The sequence below is a fragment of the Fulvivirga sediminis genome (assembly GCF_016757215.1).
Lineage (GTDB): Bacteria > Bacteroidota > Bacteroidia > Cytophagales > Cyclobacteriaceae > Fulvivirga > Fulvivirga sediminis.
The window spans coordinates 196,458-219,494 of record NZ_JAESIY010000002.1; the positions used below are offsets into that span (position 1 = coordinate 196,458).

The following is a 23,037-nucleotide window of genomic DNA, read 5'->3' on the forward strand; positions in this document are numbered from 1 at the left end:
TGGCACTTCTGCAGTCCGCCAAGGTGAACACGTTACAACAGATCTTCCTACAATGATGGTTCATTAATCTTCAGGTGGTGTGTCTACGATGTTTCCTTCATCGTCTACATAGGCAATCATTTCAGAAAGCTCCGCTCCTTTCAGGTTATTTTCCTGACGTTCTTTCTTCTTTTCCATTTTTGCCTTTTTCTTCATCTCTTTTTTCTTCTCTTTTTGCTTCTTGATAAAACTATTTTGCGATCTGCCCATAGGTATGATTTTAATTGAAAAATTGATTATCGGAGTCTCCGACAACCTGGAAAGAATAAAATCAAATACTTGAAATGCCCTGGATATGAATGAAAAGGCTAAGTATGTAGAATGACCGTTAATTACGTTCCAGATGCAAAAGTACCGCTTTAATTATGGAAGAACAATTATAAATCACTTTATTACCAGATAAAATAAAAATAACTTACTTAACATAGCCGTAATATGTGTTTATACGGATTAGGTGCAGTTTTATATAAAAGCAAAAAAATTAAAGAAAGGAAAGGTATGCTTAGTCATTATGTGAATGCAATATACTGATATGCCTGCCACTGGGTACCAGCTATAGACATTTCTGATGCTGGTACCTTTGGAGTTCAATTTTGATAAAAATTACTTTTTATCTCTGTAATCATAATCGCAATAAATCGCTAACATTTTATCACCTCTACCATTTTCTAAATATAGCATAGCTTTTTTCATGTGCTTCTCAGTGCCATCAGCATTAGCCACATCAAACTCTATTGAAACATCAATCATACCTGTTTCTCCGATTGGCGTTATTTCTCCTAATTGAAAGTTTTTAATTTCAGAGTTCTTAGGGATGGAATCATTCTCACAGTAGCCCGCTGCTATTTTTTCGTATACATCCTGCTCTATACGCTCCTCAAAAGACATCTTACCACAAGAACTAATAAAAGCAGCTGCCCCCGCTATCATTACAACACAAAGTAACTTTTTCATTTTTTTTATTTAAAATTTAATTTCTTATACACTAAATACTATTCCAAATTAGCTAGTAACCCAGCTGGGACATATGAAAGCATACTGCTTTAGCCAACTACCCTATAAATTTAAGCAGATGGATAATACATATTAAGCCTATAATTTGGCAGAAGAGCTTCATTATGGCATTACAAATGATTTACAACGTGGAATTAATTATAGAGCTAAAAGCAGTGATCTTAATCATCATTGAAAGCTGTCAACGACTTTCGAGGTGTTTAACCCATGTGCCAATAAACAATTTTCTTTAAGGAAGGAGTGTATCTGAGATGATTCCAGATGAATTGCGGATTATTTAAGAGTTCGCACTCTAAGAAAACTACGAACTCTTAAACTATTAAATGGCTTTCTTCAAATATTGCTATTGCTTTTCAGGATCCAGAATACCATCCAGATCACCTATGGGTTCAACGTCAAAATCAGTATCCTCGTTGGTCATCACAGTGATGAATCTTTCTTGAGGAATACGGAATTTTTTCATATTCACCGCCCAGTCATTCTCAGCATCTCTATATCCTAAAGGTAACATTACCACACTTTTGAAGCCTGTTCCTTCCAGCTTTAAAAGTTTGTCAAGCGTCTCTTCCGAAAAACCTTCCATTGGCGTAGCATCCACTTTCTGTTCTGCAGCAGCAGCCACAGCCAAGCCTAAAGATATATAGGCCTGCTTTGCAGCATGATGAGCTTGATACTCTTGCCCCAAAGCATTAAACCTTGCCATAATAGTTTGCTTATAACGGTCCATAGTGCTATGAGGAAGGTCTCTTTCATCCATCATTTCATTAAACACTTCTGTAACCCTTTCATCAGTGTATCCGTCCCAAGCAGCCCAAATTAACACATGCGAACAATCTCCCACCTGACTTTGATTATAAGCCACCATTTGTATCTTTTCCAACAAAGCTTTATCTGATACTACAATTATCTTATACTGCTGTAAGCCCGAAGAAGATGGGGCCAACCTAGAAGCTTCAAGTATATAGTCTAATTTTTCCTTCGGAATGCTTTTCCCGTTCATCTTCTTGGCCGCATAGCGCCAATTCAAATTCTCTACTAATGTCATTGTTATAAAACTTTTATCATTTCCGATGACAAAGTTAAAGCAGTAGGATTTAAATATTGTTCTATTAACAAATGAGTTGTGAGAACACACTAAAAAACAATAAGGTTATCTGAATTAAAGTTTCAAGATTGGCTATATGGTTCATTATCGCCCGTTCCCGCCAGCCATGCTCTACAAGGTGGTACTACTTCATATGATTAGGCTTACGGCCATCATTCCTCTATCTCCGGCATAGTTAAAAGTGATGAGGTGATTCAACGTCTCCTGTTTTGGACATTTGTAATCCCTCTGGTTATTAAGTTTGATGATAAGGATATTACAAATGCCGGCGAAGATAGCAATCGCAATATAATTGGGATCGAGCTCAAATTGCATCCCAAAACCTGCAAACCACCCGAATCTAAGCATTTAGGATTTGATATAGCAGTTGAAATACACTCTTCCCTCCTAGTTAGCGACTTTTTCACTCATACCATGACAAATATTTTCTTCTGTTAGCTCTTAATGTATCAAGGTAGAAGTTAACCGTCCAAAGATTCATAGACTTGTCTTTTAAATCTATGATCAATGGCTTTCCATAATTCTTTCGTATCTCTATTTTGTCAATAGTTTCAATCTTTCCTAAGATCGCCACATCTGCAACCCCAACAGCTCCATCAGTTGTTAAGTAAACAGTTTTGTTTTGGATGCTATTAATTTTGATATCAATCGTATCATATGAATAGTCTGTCTCGAAAAAAATGTAAAGAGAGTCTTTACTTAGATATCTTTCAGTTCGTTTCTTTTCTCTTTCAGGGTTGTGATAATGTCTATCATCATTAAATTCAACTAAAATTGAATATTTCTCGCCACTCTCATTTTCTTTACTATTAGAAGAACAAGCAATAAAAATTGAAGATAGTAAGATTAGGCAGCTATTTATATGCTTCATTTGAGTCTTTAGTAGATTCTAACTGAAATTTTATAAATGATTAATTCCTCTGTTCCCGTCATGCTCCGCATGGTGGTATTACTTCATATGATTAGGCTTACGGCCAACATTCCTCTATCTCCGGTATAGTTACTGAAGCGAATCTTCACCTAACCGGCCAGAGGCCCGAAGCCCGAAGCCCGAAGGCTGGTCGTAGCATCCGCTCAAATTCCTTTCTTGTTGGCTATTTCGGTCAGAGGGCCGCTGCGCTTAACCTACTACCAGTTGGGAGCATACAGAACTATTAATACCGATGCCCTGCTTCTCGGCACACTACGTCGGGTGGTGTGTGAGGCGTACTCTGCCTCAATTTGAGTCAGATCCGTCTTATCGATTGGCGGTTCGTTATTTATTCAATATTGTTTGTTATGTAACCATTCTCAAGTTCTACTAAGTCAAGTTTTACAAAATCTTGTAGATGTTTTGAGTTTAAATGGTCATTAAACGACTTTTCATTTTTAAAGCATTCCCAAAGAATTATTTTGCTTGGGTCGTCCCTCACTTGTTTAATGTCAAACGAAATATTACCACTTTCCAAAAGTGTCTTGCTTCTCAAATTTTTGAGTTGAGTAATAGCAAAGTCAATATTCTTTGAGTCTTTTATTTTTAAAATCCCTGTTGAATGAAATTTTTCCTCCTCTTTTTTGGGTTCTATTAAATCCCATAAATTACCGTACAAATCTTCAAAAACGGCCACTGTACCATAGTCTTCATAACTTGGTCCTCTAACAATCTTTATTTTGTTGTCTATAAGGTTTTGATAGTCTCTTTTGAAATTGTCAGTGTTTAAGAAAAGAAAAACTCGCCCACCTGTTTGATTTCCAATTCTGCTTTTTTGTTCTTCATTTACTCCTTTGGCTAATACTAAAGAACATTCGTTTGCACCTTTCGGTCTAACCAAAACCCAACGTTTTGTGTCAGATAAAATAGTGTCCTCAATTAAGGTAAAATGCAATTTTTGAGTATAGAATTCAATTGCTTTGTCGTAATCATCTACCACTAATGCGATATGAGTTAAATTCTGTTTCATTCTTTCTGTCAGAAAAGCTTGTATTTTTGCTGGTTCGATTTTTTTTTACAATGACCGCCAACGCTTCGCCTCTATGAGTAGTTTGGCAACCCAAAACTCTTTGTTATCAATATACAAATAACTTAATTAATTGCTCCATTGTTGGCAAACCACAGCGCGCCAAATTACTTATGAGCGACTGTTGGAGGTCGTTTTTATTTTTCCTTTGTTTCTAATATTTCAGTCAAATCCTTTTCTCCATTTGTCAGGTAGTAGGCAATAAATTTCATTGGCTCTGTTTGTGAATAGTTATCGAAATGAATAATTTGGGTATTCGCAGGTTCATAAAATGTATCACCTGATTTTAAAAATTGCGGATTCTCTCCATCAATTTGAACTAAGCACGTTCCTGAAACTATTTGTCCAACAATCGGACATGGATGATTATGAAGGGGAGCGTTTTGTCCTGCCTGAAATTCAATTTCTACAATCCTAATCAATGAAACTTCTCGTTTCTCAACATTGATGTTTTGTAATTCATTTCTTACAATCTTGTTTTGTGCATTTATTTCCATAATTGAACCGACTAAAATTAGTACTAATGCAATTTTTGTTTTCATATTCAACTTTTATTTGTTTATGGAAACAAAGCTATTTGCTTGTATGCTTTTTTTCATTGATGTAGGTTAAGGATTTCATTCTACTCAATGATTCTGGTTTTATGCCCAAATAAGAAGCTATGTGGTACTGTGGTACAATCTGCTCTATATGCGGGTATAAGCCTAAAAGAAATTTATACCTATCGCTTGCTGAGTCCATCAATAAAGATGTTTCTCTTTTACACTTTTTTAAAAATAGGGAATCAGATATGAATTTTCCCAGCTTATTATATTCTGGATTCAATTTAATCAATTTATTATAATCTGATTGATTTAAAATATAAACTTCCGATTCCGATAATGTTTGAATATATCCAATTGAAGGAGTTTGTGTCAAAAAACTTGTGTATGAACTAACTAAGGAGCCTGGCAAATAAAAATCAATATTGAATTCATTACCATCTTTTAAGATATACGAGCGAAGTGCTCCTATTTCTAAAAATCCAATAAATGAGCAAGTTTTTCCTTCTTTAATCAGAAATTCTTTTTTCTTAAAATGCACTTTCGTAAGGACCTTTTTTAAATCGGGATAATGTTCCTCTTTAAGTCCTATTTTATTAATCAATATATTTCTAATTGCTTCCATTGGGTCTTACTCCTGCATTAAATTGTATATAACAAAACCGTTCAATTTGATTTATTATTTAGTTAAAATCAAAAAATTCCCTTACCCATTTTGGGAGGCAACAGCCGCTAAATTGAAAGGTCGTAGCGGGTACAGTCTTTGGGATAATTAAAATATTGTATACGGGGTAGCTTATAGCTCGGCCAAATGGTCTTTCACAATGTGCCTATCTCCAGAATTCTGATGGGGTTGATGACTTACACCTTAAACGCCATTTAATTAATCGAGCTTTGATCCGACTTTATAAATTTACTATATTAACTAAATTCTTATGTTATCACTCTGGCCTTTTTTTGAGCCTAAGAATTAACTCATCGGTACTTCTCAAGAGGCTTTAAATGCCCCGCTTTTCGTAGGTTAAGCCTGCGGCCCTAAGACCTATCATATGCAAAATAAGATAAGTGGATGGCTTAGCTACAATGTACAATCAGTATTTCAAGAAAGATAATGATTGCTTTAAGGAAAGAATTTGAGCGTCCGCTCAAGCTATATATGGATCGTAGCGGATGCTACGACCAGTCCGAGGGCCAAAGCCTCTAAAACCACTAACCAGCCATGAAATATACAGCATGTTGTGCTTAGTTTATTTATTCAGCTGTATGCCAGTTATGCATGACATATCTATCTTCATATTCAATAACATGCATTTTATCATTCCAATCTTTTCTCATCAAATATGCATTTAAAGGAACTTTCAAGTCATTATTTTTCGATTTAATCTCATTAGTAACTTCCTCTATTTCACATAAGTCCATTGGTATGCAACTACCACTAGTTAAGTCATATGAGTTGACATAGTCTAAATATGACAAACCTTCCCCCTCCAATTCGCCACAATTGACCCAAAATAAACATGAAACCCAAAAATCAAGCATCGTCTTAAATTGTGTTTTCAGTCCATAGTACATATCAGTTGCTTGATATTCATATTTCCCAATTTCAAGTACTTCAGGTTTTGGAGGAATTACTTCATCGTTAAATGAATCAAGAAAAGCCTTAATATGCATCGGCTCAATTTGACGAGGAGATTTAGTTATTTTCAAATCTTCTTTATCAGTTAATGTTTCTAAATAGTACCAGATATTTCGATTAATACTAAAAAAGTCTCTAATGAGAGTTACAATCTGTGGTTCTGAAAGTCCATGTGAAGATTCCCAGTTTGATTCATTTTGAATAAACACACTAAATAAATTTCCTTTAGCATTCCAGACTTTTCTAAGTTTATACGATTTGTTGTCTGGTGATTTAATCGATTGATTTTTTTCAAAATCGGGACTTAAATATTCTCGTCTCCATAAATGCATTTGAATATCATCCAGCACTTTAGATTTCATCCATTCGTGAGATGCAAATTTACAGAGGCTATTGATTCTCCAATATTTCATTTATTGCTCCGGATTAAACACAGCGGTTAGTATAAGCGGTCGTTTTAATGCCACTTATACATTGCTATAGACTTTTATTTCGTTTTCAGTAGCTATCCAAAGTTGGTTTTTTCTTTTAGTAATTGCCTCAATATGATAATCACAAAACTCTTCTTTTTCAATTATCCCGTTTTTAATAAAGAACACTTTGGAATTGATAGCAAAACAGACGGTTGACTGAATCACTTCTATAAATCCTATCAAGAAACCATAGTCATGGATATTGTCATTTCCTAAGTCAGCAAGTGAAAATTCTAATTCCCAATCGACGCTAAAATCATTAATGTCTAAGCATTTTAGTTGAAAAAGTGAGTTCTCATTTTTTCCGAAAATTATTAGTTTCCTCGAATCACTTGAAAAATTAAAAGCGTTTATAGACCAAAAGTCAATAAGCTTTTCCCAATTAGTTTCTGAAATTAATTTATAAATATCTAGACCTTGACCACCTTGTTCTGCATGAAATACTCCAACTAACTTAAAATCATTTGAATACTTAATTGCTATTGGTTGAGCAGAAATTGATATTTCTTTTGTGGAACCGCTATCAATATTTAATGGATAAGCAGTATACCAAGTTTGACCAATTATTAAGATTCTTTGATCTGGTGACATGTTCATTACCATCACACCCCAGCCCTTATAGTAATTATCTGACAATGGCAGATGAAACTCTCGCAGTATTTTGATTGAATCAAAATCAATTAATTGAACAATTCCGTTTTTTCTTCCAATCGCGACCACATTTAAATGCTCTAAATAAACTAAGGTAGGAAGGCTTTCATCATCATCAAGAGCCAAATTTACTTCTCGTATCACACTGCGGCTATGATTTTCAAGATCATGAACACGAATTATCTTGTCGCCCCCTACACTAATTAATTTATCCTTAATAAAACCTAGATAATTATACTTCATTATTATTGTATATAATAAAACCGTTCAATTTGGCTTATTATTTAGTTAAAAAAAAAAAAAAATACCTTACCCCTTTTTTGGGAGGCAATAGCCTCGTTCCCGCCATGCTCTGCATGGTGGTACTACTTCATATTATTAGGCTTACGGCCAACATTCCTCTATCTCCGACATAATTACTCAAGAGAATCTTCACCTAAGCGGCCAGAGGCTCGAAGGATGGTCGTAGCTTCCTTTCAAATTCCTTTCTTGTTGGCTATTTCGGTCAGAGGGCCGCTGCGCTTAACCTACTACCAGTTGGAGATAGCTTCGCTACACTTCGTTACGTTCGCAATAACCAGTATAATTATAAATACTATCATAATTACCGTCATCCCGGCCTAAACGAAGTGAAGAGCCGGGATCTCAGAGACATCAGTGATTATTAGGTGATTCTTTGGAATAGACTATGACCATCTGGCATAGCTCTCATTAACCTGTTATTTTTTAATCTGTCCATAGGGTTGCATTACAGTGATTAAACTATCTAAACTCAATTTCACTGTTTGAAGGCTTTTATGATTCGGTAGTTCATTGCGCTGATAATTTTCCATCATGGGAGCTGTAACCATAACCTTGGTTAAAACTTCCAAATCATTTAATTTCTTCTCCACAGAATCTAATTGGGCCACGGTCCGGTCCAGCAATGAGGCTTTACGTTCTTGATCCTTTTTTAAACTATCAATAAATTTTTTCAGGTCATTTTTCATAGTGGAATCATTAATATCATCTGCGTACCGAGTAAGAGATCTCCAATAATCTTGGTTATTATTGTTATACGTACGATAATTCTTCAAGCTATCAAATTTCAAATCTCTCACCTCCTCTAATCTTAACATTAAAGATTTTAATTCCTGATCATGCTCCAATGCTTCTTTAAATAACTTCTCAACAATATCATTATGCTTCATTCTGCTAAATGGCATATAATCTACACTTTGATCATCTTTCATAACTTCAGGCGTTTGATCCTCTTGAGGTGCTACCTTTTTAATTTCGCCATTCTGAGCACAAGATATTGCAAAAAGTAATATGAGAAACAATAATTTACTCTTGATCATAATAAAATATAACTTATTTAATAATATATAATGTTTTAATATTTAAATATATAAAATTCAATTATACATATTTAAAAATATATTATATCTTAACTTACACTAATACTGACTTATAGTGAGTATTTAAAACCTCAATCCATTTACTTGTAATCACTTCTTAGAAGCTAAAGAAAAAAGTACCTCTTCCTCTGAAAAAGAGGAAACATTTACACCTATTTTTAATTTTCGATTAGTTTGTATAAGTCGGTTTCGAAGCTGTCAGTTTTAGCCCCTATTGTTACTTGTTGATAGCTGAATTTATTTCCATCACTACCAGAAGCACTTCCTAGGTCCCAATTGTAAACATAAATTTTTGTGCTGTCTGGAAACGGTTGATTATATGGAAAGAACTCAATTTTAACTATATCACCATTATCGGTTAAAAAGTAGTACTCTCCGAATTTTGCACTCTCTCCCTTGAGGTCGAATTGCGTCTTAAGAATTCCGTTTTGTGGTATGCGATATATTCGCTTCCTGTTTTCATATTCCTTTTTTGCACCATCTTCTTGCCTATAAATCAAGACTATAGTGCCCGAAAAGTTAGCTGGAATGATAAAGACATCATCAGAGGGCTTATTAACCTGAATGAATATGCAATACACAAGTACTGGTGAAATTCCTATTAAAGCCTGCCAAATTTTGAATCTTCGGAATTTCTTGATCAGCCCATTAATCAGTATAAAGAATATTCCTAATCCAATCGAAAGAAAATACAAATAGGTTGGCCATCCAGCATCAATGAACATCCAAATATTCATTACAAGTCCAAAGAAAATGTAAAGAATCCCGATTATTCCAAGTGGTGTTTTTAAGTTCTTCATTCAAAGGTATGAGCAAGCATTAGTTTATAATTATTACTTGTGGCAGACTTTACTATGTCCAAGCATATATTAAGTTTAATGATAATGGCATTACGAATACCCATGAAATATAATCTTCAAGATATAATAAAATAGCATACATATGTTATTAATTCTGGAATCATCATGTGTGCTAACGCTTAGCGTATCTTTCTTGCAGTTCATCAGTTCTATTAAATGCCTCCAATAGAGTTGCGCCTCAGTAGAAAAGATCAAAAATACCATCCTTAAAGATTATAGAATTTATAGTTGCTCATTGAATAAAAATAGCATTTACCTGATCAGATAGCAAACCACCATGCTGAGCATGGCGGGAACGAGGGGCGTCCGCTCAAGCTATATATGGATCGTAGCGGATGCTACGACCAGTCTAAGAGGCGCAGTCTGGCTCAATTTGAGTCAGAGCCGTCTAATCGATTGTGCGGTCGGCTTATATTTTTTTTTCATTCTATTGGTTTCCATTTTCCTTTCTCGAAAAATACATTGTGAAATTTTGGCGACTTAAACACTAAATAGAAATCCCAAGCACTTCTGTAAGTTGTCGGATTACTTGTCATAATGTGGTGTGTCGGTTGTTCCATTTCAATAATCAGTCTAGCAGAACTATATGGTGTCGTTGTTTTAATTGTCCCCCGAAACGTTTTTAATATATTCTCTTTTTCAGTCACATAGAAGAAAATTGAGTCGTAGTTAGTTATTTCAAATCGAAAATGGTTGTATTGCCAATCAGTCTGTTCGCCTTCGAAATAGTCTCGATTAACAACATATTCCCCACAGTAATCTTCCTTGTCCAATTCTGTCTTTGAAGTCAACCACTGAAAAACTCCCGACAGTAGTGCGAGTCCGAAAATTCCGAGCCAAATAATCCCAAGTATTTTTCCAATCCATAGCTTTCTTGATAGAAGCCAAGCTATCAATAGAATTCCAGTCAATGGAACAAGAATGAAAATGAAAAATAAGTTAAATCCGAATCCCATTTTTCTTTCTTAGGTGTCTATTTTTTTAGCTGTCGCACAACGGTTTGGCTAAACTGCGTTTTAATGCAGTTTAGGTTTTGTTGTGGATATGTGCTTTTTGATTCATTTAATCGATTGGAATAAATCCATATCTTCCTTGGCTACTATTCTTAGTAAAGTGTATGTAGTTAATCTTGCGCACTACAATATCACTAGGAGACTTGTTGTCAAATACAATAATTTGACGGTCTGGCGGGGTTTTGGACAGTGCTTCAAAGAATGCTGATTCCATGTCTGAGCTTAGTTCATCTTCTTCCGTATAATCGGCTTTTTGATACGCAGTTAACGGGGAGTCTATAATTACTGTACCTGGATGGGGAAGGGACTTTCCGTAGCAATAGTTCATTAAGCCAATTATGAACGCGGTATGTGCTATTCCGCGAAAGCCTTTTCCGTTACTTACCCTCGCTTTTCCATCGATAATCAAATCCATCGTAGTAGGGTCAAACTGAACACTAGGGTTTGGACTGAAGTCCCAATCCTTAAGGTTTTGGGCGACATAATCACTAAACTCCTGATGCGTAGTGTAGTTGATCTCAGTTACATCGTCTACGGCTATTTGCTTCGTTTGTAGTTCTTCTGAAAGCTTGGATTTTTCTACCGCGAGATCTGAAATTCTTTTTTCGATACTCTGAACTTCGACCATGTTCTTCTGCTCCTGAAGGAGGTTTTCTACTTCTTGTTTTGTGCGTGCTTTTCTGGGCTCAAGATCGCGGGCTATAATTTCACTTAGTTCTTTAAGCTCTAGTTCTGTAACACGCTGTTCCTGCTGCAGTTGTTGTTTTTCGGCATCCAGATTTTTGATCGTTCCCAAGAGGTCGGCCATTTTGATTTGAATTTTCTCTATTTCCGCTTCCATTGCTGCACGTACTTCCTGTCCTTCTTCACTTTGTATGTTACAATCGAAATGATCTTTATCAAGGGCATTGCCACAGACTGGGCATTCAACGGTGTGTAATTGGTTTAGCATTTCTTCTCCAGTCGTTACAAATTCAAGTCGCTTGAGATCGCTTTGGTAGTGGGTTTGAAGAAGGTGGAAGCGGTCTTGCAATTCGCTATTCATAAGTATCCGTGACTTATAGTTTTCGATCTTTTCCCAAAGTTCTTTTCGCTTCTTGGTGAGTTCTTCCTGCTCTTTACTGATTTCGCTCAAAATGCTTGAGAGTTCAGCAATTCGGGCTTCGATTCGAAGTGCTTCTTCTTTAGTGTCTGTTACGTTGAGGGCGGTAAGTTTATCGTTGTATTCGGCTACGAACTTTTCAATTAGGGCAATTTGCCCATTTAACCGTCCTCGCCTTATTTTCTTATCTTCAATTTCTTCAAGATCACTGGCATCTGTGCCAGTTAGTAGCAGTGAAAAAACCGACTCTTCTGCGGTTTTACTCACTACCTGCCCCGTGTAAATCGGTGATTTTTCATCAATAACTTCAACTTCATCAACTGATATCAGTCGGGCGATATCTCTAAAGCTTAGGCTACGTGTGGAATTGCGTTGGTTTGTTTTGATCTTCTTTCCCGTAAGATCAATGATTTGAAGCAGTCGGCCAGAGAATGTATCTGTATTGTTGGCTTCATGCTTCTTTTTCAAAGTTATTTTGTCTTTTCGAGTAGGAAATTCATCGATTGACACTTTTGCCATCGTGAAGTCTGAGGATGTCCGCAGATCCCTTTTAAAGGTGAGGGGTTGATTTTCATTGAGTTTGATTTCTAAGTAAATATCTGTGTATCCTACTGCCTCGTCAATTTGCTTGGGTAATCTATCTGCCCCCAACATGTAATCAAGGCATTGGATAGCGTAGGATTTTCCAGTGTTGGAAGCTCCGTCTATTACGTTCAATCCTCTTTCGAATACTAGTGAGGCATCGGACACTCCTGGCCCTGTAACTCTAAGTTCTTTTATGTGTATGCGGTTATTCATAATTCATACTTTCTCTTAAATAAGCCTCCCGTGAAAATTCGCTACCCCATGTTTCCAGATTTTGCTTCATGTATTGGTCCAGCTCAAAGTCGGAATAGTTGTTGAATTTTTCTATTACGAAACTTACACAACTCTTAAGCTGATTTGCGTAATCTGAAGTCAAGTAATCTAGAAACTTTTGGGTAAGCGGACTGGCCGCATAGTTTATTCCCCCGCCATCGAATTGGATTTTAATAAGCTGCCTGCTTTTCATAATAAGAAGGCCGTTTCTGAGCCTTTCTCGTTTGATTAATATTTCTGCGGATCTGAATGGATATGATGGGTGCAGGCTAGTTTGCTCAGGATCAATATCTGCTGTATGCAGAACGAGGTAGTCGTAATAGATAAGCCGTTGGAGATCCGCTGCTTTTGGCGCAATACCGGATAAAATGAATAACGAGCGGAGTCCGTATTCAACAGGGGTATTGAATAGTCTTATATCTCTTACTTCATTCTTCATTGATGCGAACCCATATTAATTTGTCTTCGTTTGCCAAGTGATGAATGATGCCCTTTTTGTCGTTAGGGTTCCATTCTGATTTCAGAATATTATTTCCATCCAGTGAGCACTGAACCGATGCATTTAACACGGCTTTGACTCGGTTAAAACCGTTCTCATGAATATCCTCGCATATTTCTATGACTGAATCATAAATATCGTCTTTGAACTGACGGAAATGTATTTCTGCATTTTGCGATATGTCACGACTAAATTGTTCCAATGCTTCTGAAGAAAAGAAATATACTCGCTGGCGTTTTAAGTGATTGCTCAAATCGGGCTTATTATCGAGGGATTCCAAGGATTCGAATTTTTCTTTTGAAAAGTCCCCATAAGCTAGAAGGAGCTGCTCGATGTAACGGGTTTCTTTCGGGTCAAGCTGGTCTGAAGGTTTAGCTACTATCCTCTGTCTTTTCTGCATGAGGCCTCCAAAGCGATAGCTATGCCATATTGTTTGCTGGTGCTGTTCAATTAGCTCAAGCGGTGGAATGCTTTTAACAATACTAAAGTCAAAAGATTCTACAAATGACTTAAGGTCTCCCTCAAGAATTACATCATCCTTGGAAGTTATGTGTTTTTGACAATATTTTTCCCAATTCTCGACAAGTCCATTTTTCAGAGTTTCGGGGTCTTCCAAATAACCTTCCAATTTAGAACCAATCCCACTTGGTGCCATGAAATAATAGTTTTCTGGAACTGTATAATCACCTTTCTGTGTGTAATAGCAGAGTTTCGCAAGCTCCTTCCAAATGTCAGTTGGTGCCAATGCAGATTGGTAGTATTTACACTGGTAGCAGTCCCAACACGTCTTGTCCATGTAGGCTACGACATCACGCCCTTTATCACCGGCTCCACCTGATCGAACTACTCTTTCATATTTGCTTTGTTTCCTGACATAACCATGTACCCATTCTAAAACAAAGTCTTCGTACTGATCAGCTGACATATTGCGTAGTTTCTCTACCGGAGCAAGTTTTGGGCTTAGAATTTCTTCATTGCTCTCAATATGTCCTTTTCCAGATGGTTTAGGGATTTCAACTAATTTCTCTATGTGATCCTCTTTCGTATTCAATTAATCTTTTTTTGTAGTAATCAGTTTTTGCATTATCCACAACATCCGACTATATGCAATACACAATACTTCGTAATATTTAATTAAACAATTGATTATCAAAAGTATACCCATTTGCAAATACTTACAAACGCTTATAAGCATTTATAAGCGGTTAACTTTCAATACTTGAATTTAACAATTCCAATAAAAATTTAAGTCTTAAAAATTAAATTATTGTCAGAAGTTTTACCTCTCTCAGCTAAAGACCTGATGTTATAATGGAAATAAGGTTATGTAAAATCGGCCCTTTTGAATTTCTTCTCTCCTAACTAATTGTTCAAAATGCTAAGTGTATTACATTTACTGCATAATTAATACATTCATGAACAAAGGACTCCTTACTATAGTGCTGTTGGTGGTTTCCAACACTTTTATGACCTTCGCCTGGTATGGTCATTTGAAATTTAAAGAGATGAGCTGGTTTGCCCATTTGGGGTTGGAATCGGTTATTCTTATCAGCTGGGGGATAGCGCTATTTGAATATATCTTTCAGGTACCCGCTAACAAAATCGGCTTTAATGAAAACGGCGGTCCATTTAATTTATGGCAACTAAAGGTAATTCAGGAAGTGATTACGCTCACTATATTCACCTTGTTTACCATTGTTTTCTTTAAAAATGAAACCTTCAAAATCAACCATTTAATAGGCTTCATTTTTCTCATTTTGGCGGTTTACTTCATTTTCAAAAAATAAAATTGCTGCAGTAATTTGCTTCGCTACGCGCGCTAGATCGATATTTGCTTTTCAAAATGGGTAAAACATCATCTATTGATTATATAAATGTAAGTCTGCAATATGGCGGAAACCACCCCTAGCATGAACATATAATAACCTTGATTACGATATCTTCTCGAATACATATAATATCTTTTACCATCAAACCCCTTGATTTTCACTCTCCAATAAAAATAGCCCGCTATAATACCAATGTATCCGCCAAGTAACGCAAAGGCCCACATAAAATAATAAATGATTCCTGATGGCTCTGTCCCCTTTTCCAACTGCCTGATTTTTTCTTCTCTCGAACTTTCTATTTCTTCTTCCTGCACCACCGCTCCTCTGCGGTTAAGTTCATTTTTAGCATTAAAGAGCAATTGTTCATGCCAGTCTTCAGGGTTAAGAATAATCTCTTTTAACTCTTCAGTAGTGTATTCTTCCATAGGCACCTCAGCATCAGACGCCACATCACCTTCTGACTCTGTTAGTTGCTTAGCCAGGTCATACTGATCAGCCGCCACCTCTACCACAAAGCCCTGCGAGGTAGCCTGTCCAAGGGCAGAATTCAAATGACTTTCCGGTGATTTCACTCTAAATGAAATCTTATGACCATTTAAGATCGCCTCCGTCATCATTAAGACGTCCTTATCTAAATATTGGCCCAGTACAACCCAATTTTCCATTGTTAATTGATGCTTCTCATTTAGTGAATAACCAGCTATTTGGTATCATGACATAAGGTCAATAAAACGAACTTAAATATAGTTATTTTAATATTTATTATTAAGCACTTGCATTACTTGTTTTCCTTCATACATTGCCATAAAAAATAAGGCCATCCCAATTTTTATTTGGAATGGCCTTTATTCAAGTTTGTTGGATAATATTACCAGGGCACTTCACCTGTTTCCGGATTAGTCTCTTCACTAAAAAACTTACCTGTAGGACCATCTTCGCCAATCATGGCATATTTTACAATTCTGCCCGCTGCTGTTTCCACATCACCCCCATTACCACCGGTAAAATCAGTAGCTGTTAGGCCAGGACAGACGGCATTCACCTTAAAATTGGTATCACGAAGTTCATAAGCTAAGTGAACTGTGTACATATTTAATGCGGCTTTAGACGAAGCATATACTGCATATTTAGCATAGCTGTACGCGGGCCACTCAGGATCACTCTGCAAGGTTAGCGACCCTACGCTCGTGCTCAGATTTACAATTCTTGGCGAACTAGACTTTCGCAGTAATTCAATAAATAAGTTAGTTACCCTGGCCGTACCGACTACATTAGTATCAAATGCAGCTTTAAATTCTTCCGGCTCTGCAGCACGTGCAGTGTAAGGATCTTTACCTCCGTTTATACCTGCATTATTAATTAGGACATCTAAAACCTCTGTCTTTTTCTTGATTTCTTCAAAAGCTGCCTTTACAGATGCGTCATCAGTTACATCTATCTGCACCGCTTCAACATGGGTTAATCCTTCCGCTTTTAACTGATCTGCCGCTGCTTCACCATTTTTTAGATTTCGGCTACCTATATAAACATAAAACCCGTTTTGTAATAAGAGTTTTGCTGTGCCAAAACCTATTCCTTTGTTAGCTCCTGTTACAAATACTTTTTTCATAATTGCTTCTATTTTTATATTTATGAAGCAAAGATTAGCCAATTATGGAACAGCTGTTTTACCATATGGTAAAAAGCACTAATGAATATTTTTTCTTATTCTGCTTAGAGATTGCTGTGTAACCCCAAGGTATGAGGCTATGTATGTTAAAGGAACACGATTGATCAGTGTAGGGTAGTTGTTAATAAACTCCAAATATCGGGTAGTGGCATCTTGAGATACTACCGGCCCTGTTCTTGATTTTTGATACATGCATAGTTGTACCATTTTGTTTTTAATATTATCCCAGCTTTCAATTTTCTCAGAAAGCTCATCCCAGCTTTGCTTAGAAAAAACTATAAGCTGCGCGTCTGTACAGGCTTGTAAATATTCAGTAGCAACTGTCTGTGCTTCAAAGTTGACATAATCCACCATAAGACTATTTTCGCCTATAAAACAACGAGTTACATCTTCTCCATCATTTGTATAATAATGCCCTCGAAAAACGCCTTCGAGCACAAAACCAACCTGTCTGGGTATTTTACCTGGTTGAGAAAAGCATTCATCTTTTTGCAGACTTATCACCTTTGATCTTTGTATAACAAAATTAATTTGCTCTTCATTTAGGTGCCCATACTGCAAAATATAATCTATCAACTGCTTCATTTCTTCCGAATGCGTAATATTTATTATGAATTAATAAGAACGCCAAACTACCAAAATGGGTTATGAATTACTACTTCGTCAATGGTATCTTCTCAGAATTTTTTTATTGATATGAACTGAAAATCCGGGGTCATGTCGACGAAAGGAGACATCTATGTATTCATTTAATAGAAGCTTTGCAAAAAGCCTCTTGACAAGAGAATCTACGGTCTACATTTTACTCCTTAAGTCCCATACTTTTTTGAAATCGATCAAAAAAGCAACAAAAAACCGTCATTCCTGAATCATGAAGCGCAGCGGAAGGATATCAGGAATCTCGCTGATCTGATACGGCCAACTGAGCGGTGAGATCCCGGCTCTACACTTCGTTGCGGCCGGGATGACGCTATGGAGTTATGACTAATCCCTTATTGAGCAATAAGTACCTTTTTTCTTTTATCATAAACCAACTCAAAAAATCCGGGGTCATGTAGAGACCTAACATTTGTTTCAATCGCACCAAGAAGAATGACATATCATGGGTTAGAAAAGATGCATCCATCAATTCTTTTAAGTTAGACTTTTCAAATAGCAGCCAACTTAGATTATCTAATCTTTACGTTCCATAGCCGAGGTTACTTACTTTTTTGCAATCGATCAAAAAAGTAACAAAAAACTCTTTCTTGCTGTGAGGTCTTCCGCTCACTGAAGCTTTTCATAGTCATAAACTGCCACTAAGGACTTGAGAAAAGCCTGTTTTTCTATATTATTTCATCTCACGACAGTACAGCAAGATGAAACCACAGCCGAGTCACATTGAGCCGTGTCGAAATGTAGACGATCGGCACGGATTCATGATTTAAATAAATCTCAACTATGTTGACCTTTTCATATTACGTACTATTTGCTTATAGTGCCATTGGTAGCAAAGGAGACATCTATTCATTTAATTGAAGGTTTGCAAAAAAACGTCATTCCTGAATCCTGAAGTGAAGCGGAAGGATATCAGGAATCTCGCTGATCTGATACTGCTAACTGAGCGGTGAGATCCCGGCTCTACACTTCATTGCGGCCGGGATGACGTCTACTTTTGATTGACTCATTTCATATCTTCAACCTCTTCATATAGATCTTTAAGTGTAGGATTAAATTTTCGAATCAACTCTAGTTTCCAATCCCGTTTCCATTTTTTTAGCTGTTTTTCCCTAGTAATAGCAGATTCTATATCAGGGAAAAACTCATAATATATAATATCTGTGCATTTATACTTTTTGGTAAAGAAGGAGCCTTCTCCATTTTTATGTTCCCACGAACGAGCAGAAAGATTAGCTGTAACACCAGTATATAATACTGATCGGATTTTATTACTAACGATGTATACGTATCCTCCTTTAGCTATCATTACTAAATTTAACTAAAAAAACGTCATTCCTGAATCATGGAGCACAGCGGAAGGATATCAGGAATCTCGCTGATCGGATAGTGCTAACTGAGCGGTGAGATCCCGGCTCTACACTTCATTGCGGCCGGGATGACGTCATTTTTTAAAGAAACCGTCTCTTTTAAAGAGACTCACTCTGCAGCTTCCAGTTCTTGCTTAAGCTTTCTGGGTGCATACTTAGCGGCCACGTTGGCGATAGCGTTTATATGCTCTGGGGTGGTGCCACAGCATCCGCCAATAATATTGATAAGGCCTTCTTGTAAAAACTCTTCTATCTGATCAGCCATATCTTCTGGTGACTGATCATACTGTCCGAATTCATTAGGTAAACCAGCATTAGGGTGGGCACTTACAAAGAATGGTGCTTCTTTATTCAGTACCTGTAAGTACGGCCTCAGATCTTTAGCTCCAAGCGCACAGTTGAGCCCTACGCTCAATAATGGCATATGCTCTATAGAAATCAGGAAAGCATGGGTGGTCTGTCCGGAAAGCGTTCTACCACTGGCATCGGTAATAGTGCCTGATACCATCACTGGCAATTCTCTACCTATTTCATTAAACAGCTCAGCTATACCAAATAAAGCAGCTTTTGCATTTAAAGTATCAAAAACGGTTTCCACTAAAAACATATCTACCCCTCCATCTAAAAGGGCTTTAGCCTGAAATTTATAGGCTGAAGCCAGCTCTTCGAAGGTTATGGCTCTGTATCCCGGATTATTCACATCAGGGGATATGGATGCCGTTCTGTTAGTTGGGCCAATAGAGCCTGCTACAAAGCGCGGTTTCTCCGGCTCTGCCTGAGTAAATTCATCAGCGGCTTCACGAGCTAGTAAGGCAGATTGATAGTTAATCTGATATACTACCTCCTCACCCAAATGATAATCAGCCTGAGCTATAGTAGTACCACTAAAGGTATTGGTTTCTGCTATATCAGCTCCGGCAGCAAAGTACTGCTTATGGATATCTTTGATTATTTCTGGCCTGGTGATAGATAATAGATCATTATTACCCTTAAGATCAAACTCATGATCCTTCAGATAATCACCACGAAAATCTTCTTCTGTAAGGGTATGTTTTTGTATCATGGTACCCATAGCTCCATCCAGAATCAGTATCTTTTTAGCTAATAATTTTGTTATATCCATGGTGCAAACTTTACTTTTAATAACTTTAAGACCGTATTGATTATTCAAAGTTATAATTTTAAATTCTATAATCTTTAATTTAAACTTTAAAACATATTGAAACTAGCCGCTATAGACATTGGCTCCAATGCCATTAGATTACAGGTAACTACCACCATTACAAGTAAGGGCCAGCTTCATTTTAAAAAGCTGGAATATGTACGTTTCCCTCTCCGTTTAGGACAGGATGTGTTTAATAGCGGAACCATTAGTGCAGCAAAAAAATCTAAGTTCAAAAAGCTCATGCGAGCCTTTAAAATCCTGTTGGATTTATATGAGGTGAATGATTATATGGCTTGCGCTACCAGTGCCATGCGTGAAGCAAAAAATGGAGCAGATATTATCAAAGAAGTGCAGGAAGAGCTGGATTTAAAGATTAAGATTATAGATGGTGTAAAAGAAGCCCTTTTAATTAATAATGCCATCAGCTCTTTTCTGGATAAAAAGAAAAGCTACATACATATAGACGTGGGAGGTGGAAGCACTGAACTTAACCTTTTAAAAGGAGGCAAAAAAATAGCCTCTCGCTCTTTTAAGATCGGCTCAGTAAGAAGGCTGGAGCATAATGACTCTCCGGTAATATGGAAAAACATGAGCAAATGGATAAAAGAAAAAGTAGCCGATAGCAAAACACCCATCACCGCCGTGGGTACCGGAGGCAATATCAACAAAATATTTGATCTGGCAGAAAAAGCAGAGGGTGATAAAATGTCTTTAGCTAAGGTGAAGGAAGTTCAGAAATACATCCGCGATATGACAATGGAAGAGCGGATCAACGACCTGCAACTTAACCCTGATCGTGCCGATGTAATTATTCCTGCGTCTGACATTTACATAGCAGTAATGGAGTGGGCCGGAGCTCACAATATTATAGTTCCGGCCGTAGGACTGAAAGATGGTATAATGCAGTATTTATATGAGCGAAATACGGTAAAAGAGAAGATCAAGTTTAGTTAAGATCACTCTTCACCTCCTCTTGGTCATGCATCTGACCATTTTCTGTTACCACAGGCTCTTCTTCTACCTCAGGTTCTGTTTCAAAAGTTAAATCAAGATCCTGCAGATTTTCTTTATGCACATTATAAAACTCCTTGTGTATGTTAAAAGGAGGCTCATTACCTGCTATCTTCCGTACATAGGAGCCATCCTCACGCATAAGGTAGCTATTCACATTATCTTTAAGGTTATACTGAAGAATGTTTATCACCTGCCTTTTCAAAAGGTTATCAGTAATCATAAACAAAGATTCCAACCTTCTCTCAAAGCTGCGGACCATCATATCAGCACTGCCTACATACACTTGAGATTCACCTTTATTATGAAAGTAATAAATGCGGCTATGTTCAAGGTATTGACCTACAATAGATAACACCTGAATATTTTCACTGAGTCCGGGTCTTCCTGGCCTTAAGCAGCACATACCACGCACAATGAGCTTAATAGGCACGCCTGCTTGCGAAGCCAGATAAAGCTCTTCTATAGCATCATTATCTTGCAGGGAGTTGATTTTTATAACTATACCTGACGGCAATCCATTTCTGGCATTTTCTGCCTCAGCTCGTATCATTTTTATCAACTGCGGCTTCATCTCGCGAGGTGCAGTAATTAAGTTTTGATATTTATCAGGCATACTATGTCCGGTGATTACGTTAAAGAATTCGGACACATCATGAGCCAGCACATCATTGGTAGTAAGCAAGCCTAAATCAGTATACAACTTAGAAGTAGATTCATTATAGTTACCACTAGAAAGGTGCACATAGCGCGTTACTCTCTCGCCTTCCTTACGCACTATTAAAAGTAACTTTGTATGTGTTTTATAGCTACTGAAACCATAAATCACAAAACAGCCAGCTTTTTGCAAACGCTGTGCTTCTCTGAGGTTGTTCTCTTCATCAAACCTTGCCTTTACCTCAAAAAGAACAGAAACGTGCTTACTGTTCTCTGCTGCTTTTAACAGTGCCGCTGTAACACGGCTATCTTTAGCCAGCCTGTAAATAGTAATTTTAATAGCCAATACACCGGGATCTTCCGCTGCATGCTCCAACAAGTTAAGCACGGGCTCCATCCCATTATAAGGATGATGGAGGAGCACATCACGATGTTTCAGCACTTCAAAAATATTATCATTGCTGATCTCAGGATAGCTTACAGGAGGAACCATATTAGGCATTTCGGTAAGCATATCTTTAAAGTGCCTATGGCCTACTATCTGCCATAAGCCTGTAAAATCTATAAGACCTTTTTTCTTAGTTCTGAAAATATTATCATCATCAATATCCCAACGCTCTTTAAGCACCTTCAGCATCCATGAATCTGGTCGCCCAAATACCTCGAGACGCACCACCCGGCCTGTACGCCGAGTTTTAAGCTTTTGCTTCAGCTCTTCCAAGAAGTTGGCCTCTATATCATCACTTTCCTCCAGTGTAAAATCACCATTTCTGGTAATTCTAAACAAGTTAATGGATTGTATTTTAACATTCCTGAAAAGGTAATCTGCGTTATTTCTGATAATATCTTCAATAGGCACAAAATATATCTTATCTTCTTTCTCTATTTCATAAAAACGAGGCAGATTAACAGGTACCTGAATAAAGCTAAGCTTCTTATTATCCACCCCATCTTCCACGCTACGAGTTACTACCCCTAACACAAATCTGAGTGCTCCCAAAATAGGGAAAGTATGATAGCTATCATATACCATTGGCGTAAGCATAGGATAAATGGTGCTTTCAAAAAACTCCACCACCCTCGCTTTTTCCTGTGTGTTCAGGTGTTTATACATACGAATTGAAAAGCCGTGCTTTTCAAAGTCTGGCATGAGCTCATTGAGAAACAGGTCTTGCTGTTGCTCTGCCAGCTGCTTAGCCCTAGTGAGTAATACCTTACGAAAAGGCAACTCTCTTAGGCCAGAATAGTCTATTCTGTGTTTATGGTAATCCAGATAGTTATACAAACTACCCACCCTGATGGTGAAAAACTCATCAAGATTAGAGGCTGTAATAGCTAAAAATTTCAGACGTTCAATAATGCTTTTATCAGTACTTTTGGCCTGATCAAGCACTCTGTAATTAAAGTTTATCCAGCTCAAATCACGGCTGATATAGTCACTTTGATCTATCTGTTTTTTTATTTTTTCTGATATTACCATAGTCTATAAA

The 23,037-nt window shown here is 37.0% G+C and carries 23 protein-coding genes; 2 read left to right on the top strand and 21 right to left on the bottom strand.

All coding sequences use genetic code 11. From position 1 onward, the window contains the following. Positions 1–63 precede the first annotated feature (63 nt). From JL102_RS04205 to JL102_RS04275, 15 genes are all read right to left on the bottom strand, one after another. A complete protein-coding gene (locus JL102_RS04205; RefSeq protein ID WP_202242947.1) occupies positions 64–249 on the bottom strand; it encodes a cold-shock protein in 186 nt (61 codons plus the stop codon). A gap of 393 nt (positions 250–642) precedes the next feature. After that, positions 643–993, bottom strand: a complete 351-nt coding sequence (locus JL102_RS04210) for a hypothetical protein (protein ID WP_202242948.1) — start codon at positions 991–993, stop codon at positions 643–645. 403 nt (positions 994–1,396) lie between these two features. Beyond that, positions 1,397–2,098: a nitroreductase family protein gene (locus tag JL102_RS04215; protein WP_202242950.1), complete on the bottom strand. Its 702-nt coding sequence runs from the start codon at positions 2,096–2,098 to the stop codon at positions 1,397–1,399. 463 nt (positions 2,099–2,561) lie between these two features. Beyond that, positions 2,562–3,029 (bottom strand): hypothetical protein, encoded by a 468-nt coding sequence (locus tag JL102_RS04220; protein ID WP_202242952.1) that lies wholly within the window; start codon positions 3,027–3,029, stop codon positions 2,562–2,564. A 388-nt stretch (positions 3,030–3,417) separates the two neighbouring features. Beyond that, complete coding sequence (locus JL102_RS23950; protein ID WP_202242954.1) at positions 3,418–4,098, bottom strand: VOC family protein; 681 nt, start codon at positions 4,096–4,098, stop codon at positions 3,418–3,420. A 194-nt stretch (positions 4,099–4,292) separates the two neighbouring features. Continuing rightward, positions 4,293–4,697 (bottom strand): cupin domain-containing protein, encoded by a 405-nt coding sequence (locus JL102_RS04230; protein WP_237390385.1) that lies wholly within the window; start codon positions 4,695–4,697, stop codon positions 4,293–4,295. Positions 4,698–4,728: 31 nt separating this feature from the next. Continuing rightward, positions 4,729–5,322 carry a Crp/Fnr family transcriptional regulator gene (locus JL102_RS04235; RefSeq protein ID WP_202242956.1) on the bottom strand — a complete coding sequence of 198 codons (594 nt, stop codon included), beginning with the start codon at positions 5,320–5,322 and terminating at the stop codon, positions 4,729–4,731. 626 nt (positions 5,323–5,948) lie between these two features. Next, positions 5,949–6,746: a hypothetical protein gene (locus tag JL102_RS04240; protein WP_202242958.1), complete on the bottom strand. Its 798-nt coding sequence runs from the start codon at positions 6,744–6,746 to the stop codon at positions 5,949–5,951. 54 nt (positions 6,747–6,800) lie between these two features. Continuing rightward, complete coding sequence (locus JL102_RS04245) at positions 6,801–7,700, bottom strand: hypothetical protein (RefSeq protein ID WP_202242960.1); 900 nt, start codon at positions 7,698–7,700, stop codon at positions 6,801–6,803. Positions 7,701–8,176: 476 nt separating this feature from the next. Then, complete coding sequence (locus JL102_RS04250; protein ID WP_202242962.1) at positions 8,177–8,797, bottom strand: cytochrome P450 family protein; 621 nt, start codon at positions 8,795–8,797, stop codon at positions 8,177–8,179. Positions 8,798–9,015: 218 nt separating this feature from the next. Further along, positions 9,016–9,657 (bottom strand): DUF6843 domain-containing protein, encoded by a 642-nt coding sequence (locus tag JL102_RS04255; RefSeq protein ID WP_202242964.1) that lies wholly within the window; start codon positions 9,655–9,657, stop codon positions 9,016–9,018. Between the two features lie 482 nt (positions 9,658–10,139). Further along, on the bottom strand, positions 10,140–10,673 hold the full coding sequence (locus JL102_RS04260; protein ID WP_202242966.1) for a hypothetical protein: 534 nt from the start codon (positions 10,671–10,673) through the stop codon (positions 10,140–10,142). A 106-nt stretch (positions 10,674–10,779) separates the two neighbouring features. Continuing rightward, positions 10,780–12,630, bottom strand: a complete 1,851-nt coding sequence (locus JL102_RS04265) for an SMC family protein (protein WP_202242968.1) — start codon at positions 12,628–12,630, stop codon at positions 10,780–10,782. Continuing rightward, on the bottom strand, positions 12,623–13,129 hold the full coding sequence (locus tag JL102_RS04270) for an ABC-three component system middle component 2 (protein ID WP_202242970.1): 507 nt from the start codon (positions 13,127–13,129) through the stop codon (positions 12,623–12,625). Before JL102_RS04270 ends, JL102_RS04265 begins: the two co-directional genes overlap by 8 nt. Further along, positions 13,119–14,240, bottom strand: coding sequence for an ABC-three component system protein (locus tag JL102_RS04275; RefSeq protein ID WP_202242972.1), 1,122 nt, complete (start codon positions 14,238–14,240; stop codon positions 13,119–13,121). Before JL102_RS04275 ends, JL102_RS04270 begins: the two co-directional genes overlap by 11 nt. 364 nt (positions 14,241–14,604) lie before the next feature. Between JL102_RS04275 and JL102_RS04280 the strand changes: the two genes are divergently transcribed. Next, positions 14,605–14,976 (top strand): DMT family protein, encoded by a 372-nt coding sequence (locus tag JL102_RS04280; RefSeq protein ID WP_202242973.1) that lies wholly within the window; start codon positions 14,605–14,607, stop codon positions 14,974–14,976. 68 nt (positions 14,977–15,044) lie between these two features. Here the strand turns inward: JL102_RS04280 and JL102_RS04285 are convergent, their stop codons facing one another. From JL102_RS04285 to JL102_RS04305, 5 genes are all read right to left on the bottom strand, one after another. Beyond that, positions 15,045–15,683 (bottom strand): hypothetical protein, encoded by a 639-nt coding sequence (locus tag JL102_RS04285; RefSeq protein ID WP_202242975.1) that lies wholly within the window; start codon positions 15,681–15,683, stop codon positions 15,045–15,047. 203 nt (positions 15,684–15,886) lie between these two features. Continuing rightward, positions 15,887–16,627 (bottom strand): SDR family oxidoreductase, encoded by a 741-nt coding sequence (locus tag JL102_RS04290; protein ID WP_202242977.1) that lies wholly within the window; start codon positions 16,625–16,627, stop codon positions 15,887–15,889. Between the two features lie 78 nt (positions 16,628–16,705). After that, complete coding sequence (locus JL102_RS04295) at positions 16,706–17,272, bottom strand: Crp/Fnr family transcriptional regulator (protein WP_202242979.1); 567 nt, start codon at positions 17,270–17,272, stop codon at positions 16,706–16,708. A gap of 1,078 nt (positions 17,273–18,350) precedes the next feature. After that, complete coding sequence (locus JL102_RS04300) at positions 18,351–18,653, bottom strand: GIY-YIG nuclease family protein (protein WP_202242982.1); 303 nt, start codon at positions 18,651–18,653, stop codon at positions 18,351–18,353. Between the two features lie 170 nt (positions 18,654–18,823). Then, the gene (locus JL102_RS04305; protein ID WP_202242993.1) at positions 18,824–19,837 is read right to left on the bottom strand and encodes a homocysteine S-methyltransferase family protein; all 1,014 of its coding nucleotides are present in this window, start codon (positions 19,835–19,837) and stop codon (positions 18,824–18,826) included. A 96-nt stretch (positions 19,838–19,933) separates the two neighbouring features. Here JL102_RS04305 and JL102_RS04310 point away from each other — a divergent pair, with 96 nt between their 5' ends. Further along, positions 19,934–20,833 carry a Ppx/GppA phosphatase family protein gene (locus JL102_RS04310; protein WP_202242994.1) on the top strand — a complete coding sequence of 300 codons (900 nt, stop codon included), beginning with the start codon at positions 19,934–19,936 and terminating at the stop codon, positions 20,831–20,833. Here the strand turns inward: JL102_RS04310 and ppk1 are convergent. Next, positions 20,826–23,027, bottom strand: coding sequence for a polyphosphate kinase 1 (gene ppk1 / locus JL102_RS04315; protein ID WP_202242996.1), 2,202 nt, complete (start codon positions 23,025–23,027; stop codon positions 20,826–20,828). The genes JL102_RS04310 and ppk1 overlap by 8 nt on opposite strands. Positions 23,028–23,037 lie beyond the last annotated feature (10 nt).